We start from the raw sequence: 15,527 nt of genomic DNA on the forward strand, positions 1-15,527 counted from the left end.
ACCGGCAGAACGTCGGCCGGGCCGCCGGCTCGACGCACCCGAGCAATTCGACCCTTCGGCCCCTCACCCCATCGACCTTTCGATCTTTTGGCCTTTCGACCTTTCGACCTTTCGACCTTTCGACCGATACGGGCATTTGATCCCTTTCCTATGGTGGAAGGGATAGGTAAGCCGCACGGACTCTGGATGACTGCAATGCCTGAAGATCCCACAGCCCTCACCGGCATGCACGCAGCGATGCGCCGCATCTCGAACCTGGTCAACTCCCGGATGAGTCGCCCCGACGCCGCCGCGTTGCTCGCGGCTGACGACCTCCTGATCGAGTACCCGACCAGCGACACCGTGTGGACCCCAGGCAGCGAACAAGTCGTCCGCTGGTTCATCACCGGTCCCGTGGACCCGGTCGACATCCACCTCGTCCAACGCGACGGATCCCCCTACGCGACGCGCGCCGTCCTGGCGGAAGGGCTGCCCTCACACAAGACATCGGCGCGCGTGACCCTTCCGGCCGGCATCCCGGCGGGCGAGTACCTGATCCTCGTGACGACCCGGAGCATGCTCGACGCGTACAGCCGTCCCTTCCGGATCAGCGCGCGCTGACGCCGGACCACTGCCCGGGACGAACGGGATGACCCGGATGGCCCGAATGACACGGCGATCCGGAGGCGAGTGCTCCGGAGGCTCTCCCCTTCCCGCGGCCGGAGGCACGTGGGAAGGGGAGCCGTTCGACACGGCCACGGTTCGGCGGCCTCCGCGAGTGTGCCCGGGTCGTCCCGGTCAGCGGCGGCCGGTGGCCAGCATGACGAGGAACTGGCCGCCACCCGGCTCGATGGCGGCGGTCACCGGCAGGCCCGGTACCAGCCGGGAGAACCGGTCAACCAGCCAGTCCGCCGCCTCCTGGGCGTCCTTCCTGGTGGGACAACGGCCGACCATCTCGCGGCCCCCCTTTCGCTCCAGCCTCTCGGCGACGGCGATGAGCGGCGCGGGTTCGACCACGTACAGGCGCTCCGGCCAGGCGATGACCACCTTGACCGCGCCCTTGCGGGTATTGCAGCCGCGGTGCGCGAGCCGCTCGGCGACCTTGGCCTTCCGGTCGGCGGTCCGGCTGTCGACACTGGGCCCCCGCGGATCGTTCACCGACTCGTCGGGGTCGACCGGTTCGTCACACACCCAGCACCGCCAGCCGTCACGCTCGGCCACATCATCAAGGAGACTCATCCGAGCAACCTAGCCTGCCCCGGCCACCGCACGCGCACCAGGGCCCCGGGTCCTCCAGGAATTCGCAGCCCTCGCGCAGAGGACGATCGAACGTCCGGGCGCCTGAGGGCCCGGACGGTGAACGTCAGACCGAGAAGCCGGTGACCTTGTGCGGGATCACCCGGACGACCAGCCGGAGCACGTCGTCGGACTCGGGCGGCGGGTCCTCACCGAGGTACTTCTGCGAGAGCCTGCGGGGCAACACCTTCTCCCCGTCCTCGATGAGTTCCGCGGTGCCGCGGATGTCCACGGACTGGTACGGGTTCTCACTGTTGAGGATCGTGAGGCTGATCCGTGGATCCCTGGCGAGGTTCCTGGCCTTCTGGCGCCCCGCCGTGGTGGAGAAGAGCACCACGTCTCCCTCTCTCGCGATCCAGACCACCGAGGTCTGCGGCCCGCCGTCCTTGTTCAGCGTCGCGACGGTGGCGAAGTTCCTCCCGTCCAGCAGTTCACGGGTTTTCTCGTCGAAGACCACCGACATGTCCCCCACCCCTCTTTTCAGCAGCTTGAGTTGACTGCTTACACGGAACAGGGGCACCGGCTGAAACCTTCCCGCCGGGGGCGCGCCGGTCGCGCCGATCAACTTCGGGCATCAGGCATCGGGCAGCGCGCATCGGGCCCGTCAACGCCCCACCCGGTCCACGTTCCATTCCCTCGGGAGTGCTTCGTCGCAGAAGACACAGAAGAAGTCCCCCTCGCGAACGATGTTCAGCTGGTCGCAAGCGGGACAGCGCCGGAACACGACCTCGTGGGTGAAGTGGGGAGGGTGCTCGATCCCGGCTGCGTCCAGAGCCTCGGCCACGGCCGGCCACGAGTCGATGTCCGGGCAGTATCCGGTCGACTGGTTGCTCACCTCGGCGATCACCCACCGCTCGGACTCCCTGCGGAAGCCGATCTCCCCGGCGCCCAGGACGTGGCGGCCGCCGGCACACACCACGTGTTCGCTCCGGCGCGGCGCGAGGCGCAGCGCCCCCGCCGGGTCGATGACGTACGTGAAGGGTTCCGCCAGTTCCGCGGGCTCCAGAGCGGCGGCCCAGTCGTCGAAGTCGGCTGCCGAGCGGATGCTTCGGCCCTCGTTCTCCGGCCGGACGAGAGCCAGCAGGCCGGGCGGGCCCACGTACCGATAGCTCCACCCTCGTGAGTTCACGCCGGCCAACCTACCCGGCCGCCCGACGCCGGGGTCTGCGGAATTCGGATGCTCAACCGTCGGGCCGTCGGCATCCCTCCGATGAACGCCGGTGCTGTCCCGGCCGACATCGACGCGGCAGGCTCCCGGTGCACGGCGGTCTTCTCACCGTCGGGCGGTGTCGGATGCATCGATCAGTTCGAGGACTTCCGAGGTGGCCCGTACGTCGCCGAAGGATCGGTGGATCGTGCGGAGGGTACTGTTGTGGTCCTCGTCGCGGCCCGTGGCGTTGGCGTCGGCGACCATGATGACGCGGTGCCCGAGTGTCCAGGCGTCGCGGGCTGATGACTCGCAGCAGACGTTCGTGACGGTGCCGGTGATCAGAACGGTGTCGATCTCGCGCTCCTGGAGCAGTTCGGGCAACGGGCAGCGGCCGGGGAAGAAGGCGCTGGGTGCCGATTTCTCCGCCAGGAGGTCTTCCGTTGCGACGGTGAGCCCGTGCCACAGCCGGTCTCGCAGCGGTCCGGTGCCGCCTGCGTTGCGGAACATCTCGGCCGCCTCGGGTCCGTGGAACTCGTCGCCGACCCGAGTTCGGTCAACCCGGGCCGGAAGGATCCAAGCGACCGTTCCTCCGGCGGACCGGAGACGCTGGGCGAGGCGCTGGATGTTCGGGACGATGCCGCGCGCGTAGGGGTTGGCGTCCACGAAGAACGGCACCATGTCGATGACCACCAGAGCGGTGCGGGTGGGATCGACGGTCGTGTACGCGTACCTGCGGCCCCGGCGTTCCTCATGGCGCCGGTGGTCCCGCTCATCGATGTGCCAGGCGTGGAGGAGGGCCTTGGTCTCCGGCATGACGAATGCTCCCGTCGGTGGTGGTCGGGCTGGAGCTTGCGGATGGTGCCGGAACGGCCATGTCCAGGTCGAGGAGAGCCGTGGAGGTGGGGCCACCGTCGCGGAAGACGAGCCGGGTCTGCGTCGAAGAGCACCGGGCCGCGGCGGACGGCGAAGGCTGCTCGGGCCTCCTTGGTCCTCCTGGCTCCACCGGCGGCCACGGCTGTCCGGACTACGAGCACCGGGCCGCGGCGGACGGCGAAGGCTGCTCGGGCCTCCTTGGTCCTCCTGGCTCCACCGGCGGCCACGGCTGTCCGGACTACCAGGACGACCAGGACGACCAGGAGCACCGTTCCTGTTCCCACGCGCCAGCCCTCCCTGCATCCGACCGTCCGTACCCTCCACAACTCCCCCGGCGCGCGCGGATCCATCCGGGCCCAGGGGAGGGTCAGGGCGTTCGGGGTGCGTATTCGACGGGTGGCCACGTGTGGTCGCCGCCCCACGTGTCCTCATCGGTCAGGGTGAGGACGAGCCGCCCGTCCACCACGGCTGCGGCCACGTCCTCGGCGTCGACGGCGGCCTCGGTGAAATCGGCGGGTGCGAGCCGGTCGAGGAGGAAGACGAAGTGGAGTGCGAAGGGCGAGCCGTAGGAGTGGGGCTCGCCGTCGGCGTCGACCATGAAGTTGGCCCGCCAGGCACCGGTGCACAGAGTCCACACGAGAGCCCCGAGGAACTTCGCGCCGATCAGTGGATCCGCGCCGTCGATCAGCACCGCCACGTCCTGCTTGCCGTGCCCGGGCCCGTGCCAGTCGCCGAGGCAGTCCACCATGGCGTCCCAGTTGTGTCCGAAGTAGCCGGGGAAGCCGAGTTCGCGGGCGAAGGCCCGATACGGACAACGCTCCGGTCCGACCGGCCCGGACTGCCCTCCACGTACTGACGGGGGTCGGGGTTCGGCGAACCTACCGTCGATCGCGCGTTCGGGGCGCGCGAGAATGGCGCGGTGGACAGGAAGCAGAAGAAGGAATTCGACGAGCGTCAGAGGCGTGAGTGGGCCGCCCGTGAAGCCAGCCGTGGCTTCTACAGCGTGACCGTGCCCTCGCCGCCCGATCCGCACACGGCGCTCAATGTCGTCGCCGGATATCAGCGCGACAGCGTGATGGAAGCGGTGGAGAGCATGCAGATCGAGGCCCGCAAGCTTGATGCGGACGGTGTGCTCGGTGTGTCGATCGTCCCGGTCGTCGGGTACTACACCACGACGTTCGTCGCCTACGGCACGGCCGTGCAATGGGCACAACCCGAGTAGCCGGGCATCCGGTTCCGGAGTGATCCCGACCATCTTGAAGGTCATTTCGCCGGGCGTTCGCGGCCCACGACTCCAGAACTCGGCCGTCGACGCTAGTTCTTCTGAAGGGTCCGGGTGACGCCGGCGATGACGGCGGTCGTGAGCATCCAGCCGAAGACGATCAGCAGATGGGCCAGCCACTGGAGGACGCCGTCGGACCAGTACCACCCCGCGCGCTGTCCCAGGCCACCGATGGGAATCAGGAGGTCGAGCGTGTAGACCAGCGGCTGGAACGGGACGCCTTCACCCGGCTTCACCGAAGTCGGGGAGCCGGCACCGAAGACCAGGGTGCCCAGCAGCGTCAACGTCAGGAGCCAGACTCCGGCCAACCAGGGCCGGTAGCCGTAGCCCACGGTCACGTCGAGCAGATGCCCCCATGCCCGCGCCGGCAGGGACAGGGTGCGGCGTCGGTGACGTTGCTTGGCCAGCAGCACGCGTCGGGCGTCGTCGTCGTGGCCGATCCGCCGGTACCAGAGGGCGAGTTGCTCGTACGGCTGCGGGGCATAGCCGGGATTCCGGCGGACCCACGCCAGGCGGCGGGCCACCTCGTCCCTGCCCGGCGTTCCCCCCTCGCCCGCCGCTGACGCCGCGTCGCGGAATCGGATGGAGCCGTAGGTGAACCCTTCCAGAAGCACCGTCTCGGGCCGGCTCCGCTCGCTGTCCTGGCACCAGGCGGCCTGTGCGAACCGGAGGTCCACCAGCCCTGAGGGCGGCGCCGCGGTTGCGTAGTCGAAGTCCCCCACCTGCATCCCCACGCAGTCCAGGGCCGTGCCGTCCCCCTCCAGGCGGGCTCCTTCGAAGGTCAGCAGACCTTCTATTCGAGCCCTGCGCAACCGCACGCTGCCCAGCGCGGTGAACCCCTCGGAGCAGTCGACGGTCGAGGCCGTCACGTCACCGGCGGCAAGTGCGACGCCACCCGTGTTCCCCAGCCGTGCGCCTTGCAGGAACAGGCCGTTGAGCAGCCGTGCGCCGGGCAGCCGGAACCCGCCTCGTGTGGTGAGCCGCCGCGCGAAGACGCCGCCGTCCAGGACGAGGCCGCCCGCGAGCACCGCCCACTCCCCCACGGTCGAGATCTCGGCATCCGAGAGCACGAGGTTCCCGGCGATACGGACGTTGACGAGTACGAGGGGGCCACCTTCGACACTCGACCGCCGCAGATCCAGGTCGCCCTCGATCCGTGCCAGCTCGGCGTCGATCCCCGGAACCCAACTGTCCGTGATCTCGACCGTCCGAGTCGTGGCCCCGTACAGCCGCACCGCCTGGTCCAGTCGGCAGCCCTCCAGCGAGAGGGCGTGGCGGATCTCCGCCCCGGACAGGTCGAGACGGCCGGTGATGCGCGTCCCGGCCAGTCGCAGGGCGGCCACACCACGGGCCCGATCGTCGTTCGCGCCGAGCAGCAAAGCCGTCACCACGGCGGCGCGGACCGTGCGTTCGGGACCCCATTGAGTGCCCGAGGAGGGAGCGTCCGCCTCGGTCACGCCCGTGCGCAGATCAACTCGACGCCCCTCGGGAAAGGCGTCCCACAGCTCGCGTTCCGGCGGGGTCAACTCCTCATATGACAGCACCCATGCAGGATAATGATCTCCTCGCCCTTCTCACCACGTCGTGCGCCGCCAACCAGGCCACCCTCTCAGTCCGTTGGCGGTTCGAGGGTGTTCTCGGCACAGGGGACGGCGATGACTTGGCCGGTCCAGGTCCAAGGTTCCAGGCGTGGGTCCCAGTTCACCTCGACGGCCATGTCGTGGAAGTCGCGCGCGAGTTCCTTCAGCATCTTCTCGGCTACGGCCAAGGCCTGTTCGGGATCGAGGATGGCATCGCTGAGGCGTCCACAGAGCATGCCACCTTGCACGGTGAGGATGCTGTGGCGCCAGCCGTCCGGCGTCGCCAGCAGAACGATGCCCTTGGGCAGGCCGAGGAGCGGCCGCTGCTTCTTCTGTCGTCTCGCCACGCGGCCATCCAACACGTTCCGGATGATGGACACCTCATGAACCTGAGCCGTCAAGTTCGTTTCTGGCCTGATGGCATCGGATGGCACGTCATCCATCGTCTTCAGGGAAGAATGTGTCCGCGATCTGCACGAGCTGGTCGTCGCTCAACTGCGGAGGCACCCAACCACGGTGGCGTGCGTGAGCGAGGAATCGGTCATCGACGGGAACGTGGTACCGCTCGACGTAGTGAGCAAGGTCGGTGTACCAGAACCATTCACCGTCGGTAAGGAGGTGCAGACGATCGATGAGCTCGTTGGTCGGACTGACGAAGTCGTGAACGGCTGACCCAGTCGCGGCGATGACACGCCCGGCACGCAGGTATCGCACAAGGTCCTCCTCATGCGGCTCGCCTTCACAGCGCACGGCAGCAATCAGGGAGGGGCCTTGGGGACTCCCATGCTTCAGTTCCCTGAACTCGCCGAGAAAGCGGTCTGCGTACGGGTACTCACTGGTCACCGCCAGGAGCGTAGTCGACCACATGTCCGCCACCGCCCGGGTGGGCAGCGGCACTGCCCCGAGAGGAAAGGCCACCGCCTCCTCGAAGCGAGTGCGGGTCTGCGGGCAGCGGTGAAGCTGACCCAGCATCCGGTCGGCACCGACCGGACCACGCATGTCCTGCCCCGGGCGGACAACCGCCCCGAGCCCCCTCAGAGATCCAACCCCTCTGATTTTCAGGCGAACTAGCGGTGTTGGGTTTCGGCTCGGGTGGTCGTGGTGTCGTCCTGTCACACGCCTGCGAGGGTGAGGAGCCGGTGCATGGCCGAGGTGGGCAGGTTGGGGTTCGCTGCGGCGGCTGCCGCGACGTACTCCGACGGATCTGCCAGCAGCCGTGTCAGGACATCGGCGGGAAGAACGGGATGGGCAGCGATCGTACGGCGGACCGTGGCATCGGGATCGGCTGCCAGGCGGCACGCGAGCTCCATCGGCAGTTCGGGGTCGCGCGGGGCGAGCTGCCTCATTCGGGGGTCGGGGTCCGTGGCCAGTCGTCGGAGAACGTCCGTCGGCAGGGGCAACGTGTCGGCCGGACGCCACCGGGAGCCCTTGGTCGGGCGGTGGGCACGGTCGATGCGCTCGGCGGTGTCGGCATCGATCCGGTCGCGGGCGTGCAGCGCCGTCGTCGTGCGGACGCCGCCGTTCTCGTCCTCCAGCAGTTGAGCGACGATCGCCGGCGGGAGCCGGTCGGACATCGCTGCCGAGACACGGAAGCAGACGTACGGCGATTCCACGTGGGGCAGCGGATCGGCCGTCACCCACGGCAGGCACAGGGTCCCGAACTCCGCCTGCGCCGTCTCGCGCATGAATTCCCGTTCGAACGTTTCGTCCTCCAGGGCTTGGACGTCCGCGAGCCAGTCCGGCGTGGGCACGTCGGACGTCAACCGCGCATGGATCGCGGCCCTCGTCGACTCCGGGGTGTCCTCACGCGCGAAAACACGGAGCGCGACGCACAGGTCGGGATCCTCGGCGAGCTTGTCGCGCAGGGCCGGCGAGAGGTCGGGGTGACGCGCGAGTTCCTTGCGCACCTCGTCGTCCGGATCGTCGGCCAGCCGGCAGGCGGAGTCGGTGTCGAGCGTGCAGTGGCGCACCGCCCCGGCTCGGGTGACCGGGTCGGCCAACAGGGCCGGGACGAGGTCTGCCGGCGGGACGGGATGGGGGACGCGGCGAAAGTACGTCGCGCAGGCTCCCGCCCGTACGGAGTCGACGGGGTCCGTCAACAGTTGTCGGCGCACCGGTTCCGGGGCCGTCGTCCACCACTGGGCAAGTGTCCGCCGGACCTCCGGGTCGGAGTCCGTTGCCAGTCGGGCCCTCAGGTCATCCGGTACGTGATCGCTCTCCGCCACACGTCCCCGTACCTGCGGGTCGGGGTCGCCGAGGAGCCGTTCGTACAGCTCTCGTGGTGCGTCGCCCGCGCCGACCACCAAAGCCGTGCGTATCGCGGGATCCGGGTGCTCGGCGAGCACCATCCGGAAGCCGTGCGGAAGGCTTCGGTTGAGGGCCAGTGAGTGCGTGAGCCAGTGGTCGTCGGCGGCGATAATCTCAGCGATCACCTCTGCGCTCAGGTCCGGCCTCTTGGCCACCTGTCCGAAGCCCTTGCGATGACCGAGGAGGCGTCGTACGAGTTCGGGCGGCAGGCCGGGGTTCTGAGCGAGCCCGTCCACCACCTCGTGGAGGTGCACCGGGGGCGGTACGGCGTCCGACATGGTGAGTGACCCTTCTGCCTCGACTCTCCAACCGTCGAGTCTGCCATGCACCGTTGGGAACGGCCGATCACTCCCGGGCGCAGAGGCGGGTGCTCACGCGGTGGGACCGTCCCCGGAGCCCGCGTCCGGCCCCACCGTGGGATGGGGGCCCGCCGCGACAACCCTTCCGGGCAGGCAGCGGGGCCTGCCGTACCGAGTGCCTCGGCGGACCCGGGTGGGGTCACCGACCGGGGTACGGCAGGAGTGCCATCTCGCGGGCGTTCTTGATGGCGGTGGCGAGGGCGCGCTGCTGCTGGGCGGTGACCCGGGTGACGCGACGGCTTCGGATCTTGCCTCGGTCGGAGATGAACCTGCGGAGCAGGTCGGTGTCCTTGTAGTCGATGTACGTGATCCTGGCTGCGTCCAGTGGGTTGGGTCGGGACTTGGCGGGCTTGCGGATCTCGGGGCGTCGGGCCACGGCGGTATCTCCTTGCGGGTGTGTCGTTCGCTCGGCTTGCGGGTGTGTCGTTCGTTCCGCTTGCGGGTGCGTCGTTCTCTTCGTACGGGGTGGCGGTGAGGCTGCTCAGGTCGCGTCGAGGAGGGAGTCGAAAGCGGGGGTGAGGGCCTTCCACGCCTGCGGCCCCGACGCGTACTCCGCGTCGGTGAGCAGGCAGGAGTCGAGGAGGTGTTCCAGCCCGTCGCGGTCCAGGCCGGGTGAGGTGAAGACGAGGTGCTGGCAGCAGTCACCGTGGTCCGGGTCCCAGTCGAGGGCGGCTGCCGCCCGGCGCACGGGCGGCACCATGTCCCAGGCCGCGTCCGGCAGTGATGCCAGCCAGGGCCCGGCGCTCTCCACGCACAGTGCCCCGCCTGCCGCGTCCCAGGCCAACAGGGTGTCCGGGCGGTCGGCCAGCCAGAACCGGCCTCGGCTGCGGGCGGCGGCGCAGCACAGGTCCTCCAGGGCCTGGTGGAGCCGTTCGGGGTGGAACGGGCGACGGCGGTGCCAGACGAAGGTGGTGACGCCGGCCTCGTCCGCGTCCTGGGGCAGGAGCGCGCAGGCCGGATGTTGAGCGGCGGCCGCGGCCTCGACGTCGAAGCCGGCGAGAGCGGCTCGGACGAGTTCGGCGGAGGCTGCCGGCACCCGCCGTGCGGTGGGGTGGAGTTGGGCGAGCAGTGCGTGGTCCTCGTCGTCCGCCTCCTCGCTGTCGACGACGGCGAGGACGGGCGCGTATTCCAGCTGTCGGGCCCAGGTGTCGCCGACGGTCCGTTGGTCGGTGGGCGCGGCGGCGAGTCCGGCTTCGGCCAGGTCGTCGCCGTTGGCGAGGTACGGCAGGACGAGCGCGGGGTCAACGGCAGTGATCACGCTCGTCACGACCAGGCGGTCCGCACCGTGTCCGGCGATGACCTCCGCCATGGCCGCCGGTTCGACCGAGTCCCACAGTTCGACGATGGCGAGCCGGGTCGTACCGCTGTCCGCCAGGCGTTCCAGTTCGGGGACGAGGTCCTCGCGCAGTGCGCAGCAGGCGCAGTCGTTCACCAGCGGTGTCTCGTCGCCGGAGATGGGCCCGGCGTCGTCGCGGACGAGTCGGAGCACGGTGCCGGACGGGGCCGATGTCAGGTCGTGGTGCAGGGCGACGCTTCCGGCGACGGACCGCAGGAGGTGGTCGACGACCTCCTTGCGGGCGGCGGAGTGGAGCCCGGCGATGATCGCGACGGGGAGTTGGTCGTGCCGCATCAGCGTGCTCCGTAGCGGCGCTCGAAGCGTTCGACGCGGCCCGCCGTGTCGAGGACGCGTGCGGTGCCCGTGTAGAAGGGGTGGCTCGCGGAGGAGATCTCGACGTCGACGAGCGGGTACGTGTTTCCGTCCTCCCAGGCGATGGTCCTGTCGCTGGTCATCGTGGAGCGGGTGAGGAACGCGGTGCCGGAGGCGGAGTCGCGGAAGACGACGGGCCCGTAGGCGGGGTGGATGCCGGGCTTCACGGCGGGAACCTTTCGACGATGTGGGTGGGGATCGGGGGCGGAATAGGGGCTGGTCAGCGCTTTTCGCGGACGTCGGCGCAGCGGCGGGCCGCGGGCTCCTGGGTTGAGCGGCGCACCATCCGGGCGGAGACGTGCCCTACTATATGGCAACGGTTTTCATTTCCAACAACCGACCTGTTCAGAGACCCGCCCAGCGACCCGCCCAGAGAGGACCCACCACCCATGTCGGCGCACTGCCAACTGACCGGCTCCAAGCCGGGATTCGGCAACTCCATCTCCCACTCCCACCGGCGCACCTCGCGCCGCTTCGACCCGAACATCCAGCGCAAGCGCTACTGGCTTCCCGGCGAAGGCCGCCACGTCCGCCTGACGCTGAGCTCCAGGGCGATCAGGACCGTGGACACCATCGGGATCGAAGCGGCCGTGGCCCGCATCCGCGCACGGGGAGGCAAGGTCTGATGGCGAAGAAGAGCAAGATCGCGCGGAACGAGAGGCGCAAGGAGGTCGTCGAGCGCCACGCCCGCCGACGGGCCGAGCTCAAGGAGATCCTCCGGCGCCCGGCGGCGACCCCGGCGGAACGCGAGGCCGCCCGGGCAGAGCTGCGCCGACAGCCGCGCGACGCCAGCGCCACCCGAGTGCGCAATCGCGACAGCGTGGACGGACGCCCCCGGGGCTACCTGCGGACGTTCGGCCTCTCCCGGGTGCGCATGCGAGCGCAGGCACACGCCGGGTTCCTGCCGGGAGTGACCAAGTCCTCCTGGTGAACACCCCCTCCCGGCCGCAGCGACTCGCGGCCGGGAGGGCACCCAGTCACCCCGAGGGCCCGGGTGCCCCGGCACATCAGGCGCCCATATCGTCTCCCCGCACCCTCCCCCCTCACCTCCCCCTCACCTCATCAAGGAGTTCACGATGGCCGTTCCGAAGCGGAAGATGTCCCGCAGCAACACCCGTCACCGCCGCGCCCAGTGGAAGGCGATCACGCCCCAGCTCGTTCCGGTCACGATCGACGGAACGGTCCACCAGGTCCCGCAGCGTCTCGTGAAGGCGTACGAACGCGGCCTCGTCCAGCCCGAGGGCTGAGCCCGTGACCTCGTACGACCGACTGCCGGTGATCGTCAACGACATGAGCTAGGTGAACATCGACACCGCCCTCGTCCGCGGCGGCGCGGCGCCCCTGTCCCGCCTGAACCCCGAGGCCCGTATCGGGGTTGCCGTACGCGGCCGGGTGGCGCTCGAACAAGTGCTGAACACCGGCCTGTTCGACGTGGAGCGGGCCCGACCGGCCCCGGGCTGGGTGAAGGAACTCAACGGTGACCACGTACCGGAGACGGAGGAGTACGACGTTCCCCCCTGGTGTTCCGCGCGGACCGGGCGTTCCACCCGAACCGGCTGTGGGCCTTCGTCACGAAGGGGCTCGACAGCGGTGCCTTCGGACGGGTCCTGCGCTCCAAGGGATTCTTCCGGCTCGCCGGCCGGCCCCGGTGACCGGGCTGTGGTCACAGGCGGGTGCCGTGGCACGGTTCGAACCCTTCGACGGCCTCGGCCCGGAGACCGTTCAGGGCCAGGAGTTGGTGTTCATCGGCACCGGGCTGCGCGCCGATGCTCTCCGGGCGGCCCTCGATGCCTGCCTGCTCGGCCCGGACGAGGCCGTGCCGGCCACGGATGAAATCCCCGAGTGGGAGAAGTACGGCATGGACGACGCGTGCGATCGCGAGCACGAGCACGCGGCGGTTTGAGGCCCCGGCCCGTCCCGCCGTCCCGCCGTCGCGACACCGGGCCGTCCGGCGCCGTGGCGGCGGGACCCTCGGGGCTCGGGTGCCGGAGCCACCGCTCTCCTTGCACGCGCGGCGTTCACGTCACCAGGTGCAGGGACGTTGCCGCGATGCCCAGCCGTACGCTCTGGCCCCAGGTCAGTTCCAGGGCGTCGCTCTCCATGCCGTCGCCGAAGACCACCATCCGGTCCGACTCGACGGTCAGCTGGAGGCCCTGCCCCCGCCCCAGCTCACCGTCGACCTTCGTCGTTCCGGTCGTGGGCGAGGGCCAGGCCTCGCGTACGAACCACAGGAGCCGCCGGTCGCAGGGTGCGGGCAACCCCGCGGAGCTGCCGCGCTCCAGCCACAGGGAACGCAGCCAGCCGGTGGCGCCCGTGCCCGTGCCCACCAGCACGCCCGAGGAGGCCTGGGCCTCCCCCGGGCCCGTCCCCCCGTCGGCATCGAGTCGGTAGCGGGCCGTCTGGTGTCCGGGCGAACCCAGGTAGATCTCGTTGAGCGCGAGAAGGCGCTGCGTGTCGTCGGCGACGGCCTCGACCATGGTCAGCTCCTCCGCCCGGCCCCCGGCCGCGGTCGCCGCGTGCAGCAGCGCGGCCGTGTCGCCGCAGCGGTGACGGACCAGGACGCCCGGGTTGCGCCCCGGGTCGGTGTCGATGCCCACCACCGGCTGCCCGCGCAGGTACTTCGCGGTGTTGGCGACCAGGCCGTCCTGGCCGACGACGACCACCACGTCCTCGGGGGCGAACAGGAAACGGTCCAGGTCCGCCCTCTCCACCCGGGAGCTGCGCCAGGTCAGCGGCACCGCAGCCGCGACCTCCCGCAGCGCCTGCTGCGTGCGGTCGTGGCGGCGCACCACCTCTTCGATCGACCGGCCCCTGCTGGAGAGGAAGAAGGCGGCCTGCCCGTGCGTCCCGTGCCGGGCGAGCAGTTCCTCGTACTCGGTCCTGCGGTGCACGACCACGGCCCGCGGGGCCAGACTCACTCGCCCGAGCCGCCTTCCGGACGTCCGAGCCTGGTGAGGAGCCCGGTGAGGACGTCGGGCGAGAGGGTGATGCTCTCGATCCGCGGCAGGTTCTCCGCCAGCCGGGTCACCGCCAGCGCGTGCAGCGTGCCCTGGCCGGCCTCGTCGTGCACGCGCAGCCAGGCGGCCTGGGCCTCGGCGCGCGCCGCACCCGTCTCGCGGGCCGCCTCCGCCTCCGCGCGGGCCAGACGGACCTTGCGGGCCGCCTCGGTCTCGGTCCGGACGCCGTCCGCCGCCGCCTTCTCCTCGGCCTCGCGGCGGGCGTTGGTGCCGCGCTGGTCGATCAACTCTTCCTCGCGTCGGGCCAGTTCGATCTGGCTGGCCAGCTCGTTCTCGGCGATGGCGCGCTCGCGCTCGACGGCGACGGCCCGCCGTTCATAGGTGGCCCGGTCCGCCTCCTGCTGGATCTGCTCGCGGGCCGGGGTCCGCAGGGCGCGCTCCACCTCCGCCTCGGGGCGGATGGCCACGACCCGCACGGCCACCACCTCGATGCCGGTGGCCGGGAGCCTGGGCTCGGCGGCGAGACCGGTGGCGACCTTCTCCCGTACGGAGGCGACGCCGTCCACCAGGGCGACGGCCAGCGGGGTCCGGGCGAGCACGTCGAGGGTGTGCTGCTGCGCGGTCTCGGTGAGGAGGGTGGCGATCTGCTCCAGGGGGGCGCCGCGCCAGCTCCCGGTGTCCGGGTCGACGGAGAAGTCGATCCGGTCGGCGGCCTCGGCCGGGTCGCTGATCCGGTAGGTGACGGTGGCCTGCACGGCGACATCCTGGAAGTCGGACGTACGGGCGTGGAACGCCATCGCCAACTCCCGGTCGTCCACCGGCACTTCGGAGAGGGCGGCCGACAGCGACCGGTACCAGAAGCTGAGCCCCCGCCCGTCGTGGACGAGCCGGCCGCGCTTGTGGTGGCGGATGTGCGTGGTGGGCGCGGAACGCAAGTGACGCCAGCCGAAGCGCCGAGTGATGTCGGCCATGGGGACCCCCTTATTTCGTCAACGCGACGATAACGAGCGAAGGCCATATCGTCAAGAGGACGAAAAGGGGTTTCCGGGACGCTGTCCCGACCGTGGAACCGGATCCGGAGTCGCCGCGTTCGTGGTCAACCGCCCGGCCGGGCCGCGGCGACGCGGTCCCCCGGCCTTGCGGACGCCGCTCCTTCCTTCAGCGGCTCTTGCGCCGGGTGTCGCGTGTTGGGCTCCGCCGGGGTGTCAGACGGGGAAGAACGTGCCGGTTCCTGGTCGGTAGCAGGTCGTTTCGCCGGATTCCAGGTCGTGGTACCAGCCGTGGAGCCGTAGCCGTCGGGGGCCGGCAGCGGCGGCGGCCACGTCGGGGTGGGCTCCGATGACGGCGAGTTGCCGGGCGACGTGGTCGTGTCCCGCTTCCTGGCCGTCGGAGCCGGTGGCCGCGATCTCCGGGCAGTGGGAGTGCCCGAGGACGACGACGTCCTTGATCGTCGGGGTGTGCAGGGCCTCGCCGAGGAGGCGCGCGGCGCCGGCGTCGGCCGGGTCCTCCGGATCGGGGACGAAGCCTCCGGGTGTGCGCAGGTCGAAGATCTCCCCGGGGAGGGAGTCGATGATGAACGACGGGTGCAGACGGGGGTCGGTGCAGGCGATCATCAGGACGTCGGGGTGCGGTCGGCGGGCGAGGGCGGGTAGGTGGATGCCGGCCGTACGGGCGCGGCGGCGGTAGCTGCGGGCACCGGCGGCCAGGCGCAGCATGGCCATGGAACGGCGGCCCTTGACGATGCCCTGGGTCACCGGAGCCCCTCTCCGGGGGTGGCACGGCGGGCGGTGGCCGATCGTCGGGCGGGCGGGCCCGGGTGGGGGCGGGCGTCCGGGTGGGGACGGGCGCCTCGCCCGCCTGCGGGGCACGGGCGTGAACCGCTGTCGTCGGAAGGCTGGATCGGGCTCGGTACGGGGTGCATGGCGGCGTCCGATGCTGGATGGCCCGGGCGGGCAGGGCGTGGCCCGGTGCCCGGGCGGCCGCGGGAGCCGGCGCCGGGGCAGCGGTGGTCGGTTGGGTGCTCGCGTGACCGGCGG

20 protein-coding genes and 1 pseudogene are annotated in these 15,527 nt (G+C 70.6%); 6 read left to right on the forward strand and 15 right to left on the reverse strand.

Annotated elements, in window-relative coordinates; all coding sequences use genetic code 11:
* Positions 1-195 precede the first annotated feature (195 nt).
* Entirely contained in the window at positions 196-600 is a 405-nt protein-coding gene (locus ACFVS6_RS11085) for a GPI anchored serine-threonine rich family protein (protein ID WP_389702709.1), read from the forward strand.
* Positions 601-777: 177 nt separating this feature from the next.
* Here the strand turns inward: ACFVS6_RS11085 and ACFVS6_RS11090 are convergent, their stop codons facing one another.
* From ACFVS6_RS11090 to ACFVS6_RS11110, 5 genes are all read right to left on the reverse strand, one after another.
* Positions 778-1,218: a hypothetical protein gene (locus tag ACFVS6_RS11090; RefSeq protein ID WP_389702711.1), complete on the reverse strand. Its 441-nt coding sequence runs from the start codon at positions 1,216-1,218 to the stop codon at positions 778-780.
* A gap of 124 nt (positions 1,219-1,342) precedes the next feature.
* Positions 1,343-1,795, reverse strand: coding sequence for a PPOX class F420-dependent oxidoreductase (locus ACFVS6_RS11095; protein ID WP_389702713.1), 453 nt, complete (start codon positions 1,793-1,795; stop codon positions 1,343-1,345).
* A gap of 84 nt (positions 1,796-1,879) precedes the next feature.
* Entirely contained in the window at positions 1,880-2,404 is a 525-nt protein-coding gene (locus ACFVS6_RS11100; protein WP_389702714.1) for a hypothetical protein, read from the reverse strand.
* Between the two features lie 144 nt (positions 2,405-2,548).
* Positions 2,549-3,238: an isochorismatase family protein gene (locus tag ACFVS6_RS11105; RefSeq protein WP_389702716.1), complete on the reverse strand. Its 690-nt coding sequence runs from the start codon at positions 3,236-3,238 to the stop codon at positions 2,549-2,551.
* Between the two features lie 427 nt (positions 3,239-3,665).
* Positions 3,666-4,046, reverse strand: a complete 381-nt coding sequence (locus ACFVS6_RS11110; protein ID WP_389702718.1) for a hypothetical protein — start codon at positions 4,044-4,046, stop codon at positions 3,666-3,668.
* Positions 4,047-4,217: 171 nt separating this feature from the next.
* On the opposite strand from ACFVS6_RS11110, the gene ACFVS6_RS11115 reads away from it, so the two are divergent.
* Positions 4,218-4,520 (forward strand): heavy metal-binding domain-containing protein, encoded by a 303-nt coding sequence (locus ACFVS6_RS11115; RefSeq protein WP_389702719.1) that lies wholly within the window; start codon positions 4,218-4,220, stop codon positions 4,518-4,520.
* A 92-nt stretch (positions 4,521-4,612) separates the two neighbouring features.
* Here ACFVS6_RS11115 and ACFVS6_RS11120 read toward each other — a convergent pair whose 3' ends face one another.
* From ACFVS6_RS11120 to ACFVS6_RS11150, 7 genes are all read right to left on the reverse strand, one after another.
* The gene (locus ACFVS6_RS11120) at positions 4,613-6,124 is read right to left on the reverse strand and encodes an oxidoreductase (RefSeq protein WP_389702720.1); all 1,512 of its coding nucleotides are present in this window, start codon (positions 6,122-6,124) and stop codon (positions 4,613-4,615) included.
* A 65-nt stretch (positions 6,125-6,189) separates the two neighbouring features.
* Positions 6,190-6,603, reverse strand: coding sequence for a hypothetical protein (locus ACFVS6_RS11125; RefSeq protein WP_389702722.1), 414 nt, complete (start codon positions 6,601-6,603; stop codon positions 6,190-6,192).
* Positions 6,596-7,003 carry a hypothetical protein gene (locus ACFVS6_RS11130; protein ID WP_389702724.1) on the reverse strand — a complete coding sequence of 136 codons (408 nt, stop codon included), beginning with the start codon at positions 7,001-7,003 and terminating at the stop codon, positions 6,596-6,598. The genes ACFVS6_RS11125 and ACFVS6_RS11130 overlap by 8 nt, the downstream gene beginning before the upstream one ends.
* 269 nt (positions 7,004-7,272) lie before the next feature.
* The gene (locus ACFVS6_RS11135; RefSeq protein ID WP_389702726.1) at positions 7,273-8,745 is read right to left on the reverse strand and encodes a hypothetical protein; all 1,473 of its coding nucleotides are present in this window, start codon (positions 8,743-8,745) and stop codon (positions 7,273-7,275) included.
* 220 nt (positions 8,746-8,965) lie between these two features.
* Positions 8,966-9,202 (reverse strand): 30S ribosomal protein S18, encoded by a 237-nt coding sequence (gene rpsR / locus ACFVS6_RS11140; RefSeq protein WP_389702727.1) that lies wholly within the window; start codon positions 9,200-9,202, stop codon positions 8,966-8,968.
* Positions 9,203-9,307: 105 nt separating this feature from the next.
* Complete coding sequence (locus ACFVS6_RS11145) at positions 9,308-10,456, reverse strand: CobW family GTP-binding protein (protein WP_389702729.1); 1,149 nt, start codon at positions 10,454-10,456, stop codon at positions 9,308-9,310.
* Positions 10,456-10,701 carry a type B 50S ribosomal protein L31 gene (locus ACFVS6_RS11150; RefSeq protein WP_389702731.1) on the reverse strand — a complete coding sequence of 82 codons (246 nt, stop codon included), beginning with the start codon at positions 10,699-10,701 and terminating at the stop codon, positions 10,456-10,458. Before ACFVS6_RS11150 ends, ACFVS6_RS11145 begins: the two co-directional genes overlap by 1 nt.
* Positions 10,702-10,923: 222 nt before the next feature.
* On the opposite strand from ACFVS6_RS11150, the gene rpmB reads away from it, so the two are divergent.
* The 4 genes and pseudogenes from rpmB to ACFVS6_RS11170 form a co-directional block, all read left to right on the forward strand.
* Positions 10,924-11,160: a 50S ribosomal protein L28 gene (gene rpmB / locus ACFVS6_RS11155; RefSeq protein WP_389702733.1), complete on the forward strand. Its 237-nt coding sequence runs from the start codon at positions 10,924-10,926 to the stop codon at positions 11,158-11,160.
* The gene (rpsN, locus tag ACFVS6_RS11160) at positions 11,160-11,465 is read left to right on the forward strand and encodes a 30S ribosomal protein S14 (RefSeq protein ID WP_389702734.1); all 306 of its coding nucleotides are present in this window, start codon (positions 11,160-11,162) and stop codon (positions 11,463-11,465) included. Before rpmB ends, rpsN begins: the two co-directional genes overlap by 1 nt.
* 145 nt (positions 11,466-11,610) lie before the next feature.
* The gene (rpmF, locus tag ACFVS6_RS11165; protein WP_389702735.1) at positions 11,611-11,781 is read left to right on the forward strand and encodes a 50S ribosomal protein L32; all 171 of its coding nucleotides are present in this window, start codon (positions 11,611-11,613) and stop codon (positions 11,779-11,781) included.
* Between the two features lie 88 nt (positions 11,782-11,869).
* Positions 11,870-12,437 (forward strand): annotated as a pseudogene (locus ACFVS6_RS11170) (GTP-binding protein); the annotation flags it as partial.
* 115 nt (positions 12,438-12,552) lie between these two features.
* Here ACFVS6_RS11170 and ACFVS6_RS11175 read toward each other — a convergent pair.
* The 3 genes from ACFVS6_RS11175 to ACFVS6_RS11185 form a co-directional block, all read right to left on the reverse strand.
* Entirely contained in the window at positions 12,553-13,452 is a 900-nt protein-coding gene (locus ACFVS6_RS11175; protein ID WP_389702736.1) for a hypothetical protein, read from the reverse strand.
* A complete protein-coding gene (locus ACFVS6_RS11180) occupies positions 13,449-14,462 on the reverse strand; it encodes an SPFH domain-containing protein (protein ID WP_389702737.1) in 1,014 nt (337 codons plus the stop codon). The genes ACFVS6_RS11175 and ACFVS6_RS11180 overlap by 4 nt, the downstream gene beginning before the upstream one ends.
* A 234-nt stretch (positions 14,463-14,696) precedes the next feature.
* Positions 14,697-15,245, reverse strand: coding sequence for a carbonic anhydrase (locus ACFVS6_RS11185; RefSeq protein ID WP_389702739.1), 549 nt, complete (start codon positions 15,243-15,245; stop codon positions 14,697-14,699).
* Positions 15,246-15,527 lie beyond the last annotated feature (282 nt).

Source organism: Streptomyces sp. NPDC057939, assembly GCF_042887545.1.
Lineage (GTDB): Bacteria > Actinomycetota > Actinomycetes > Streptomycetales > Streptomycetaceae > Streptomyces.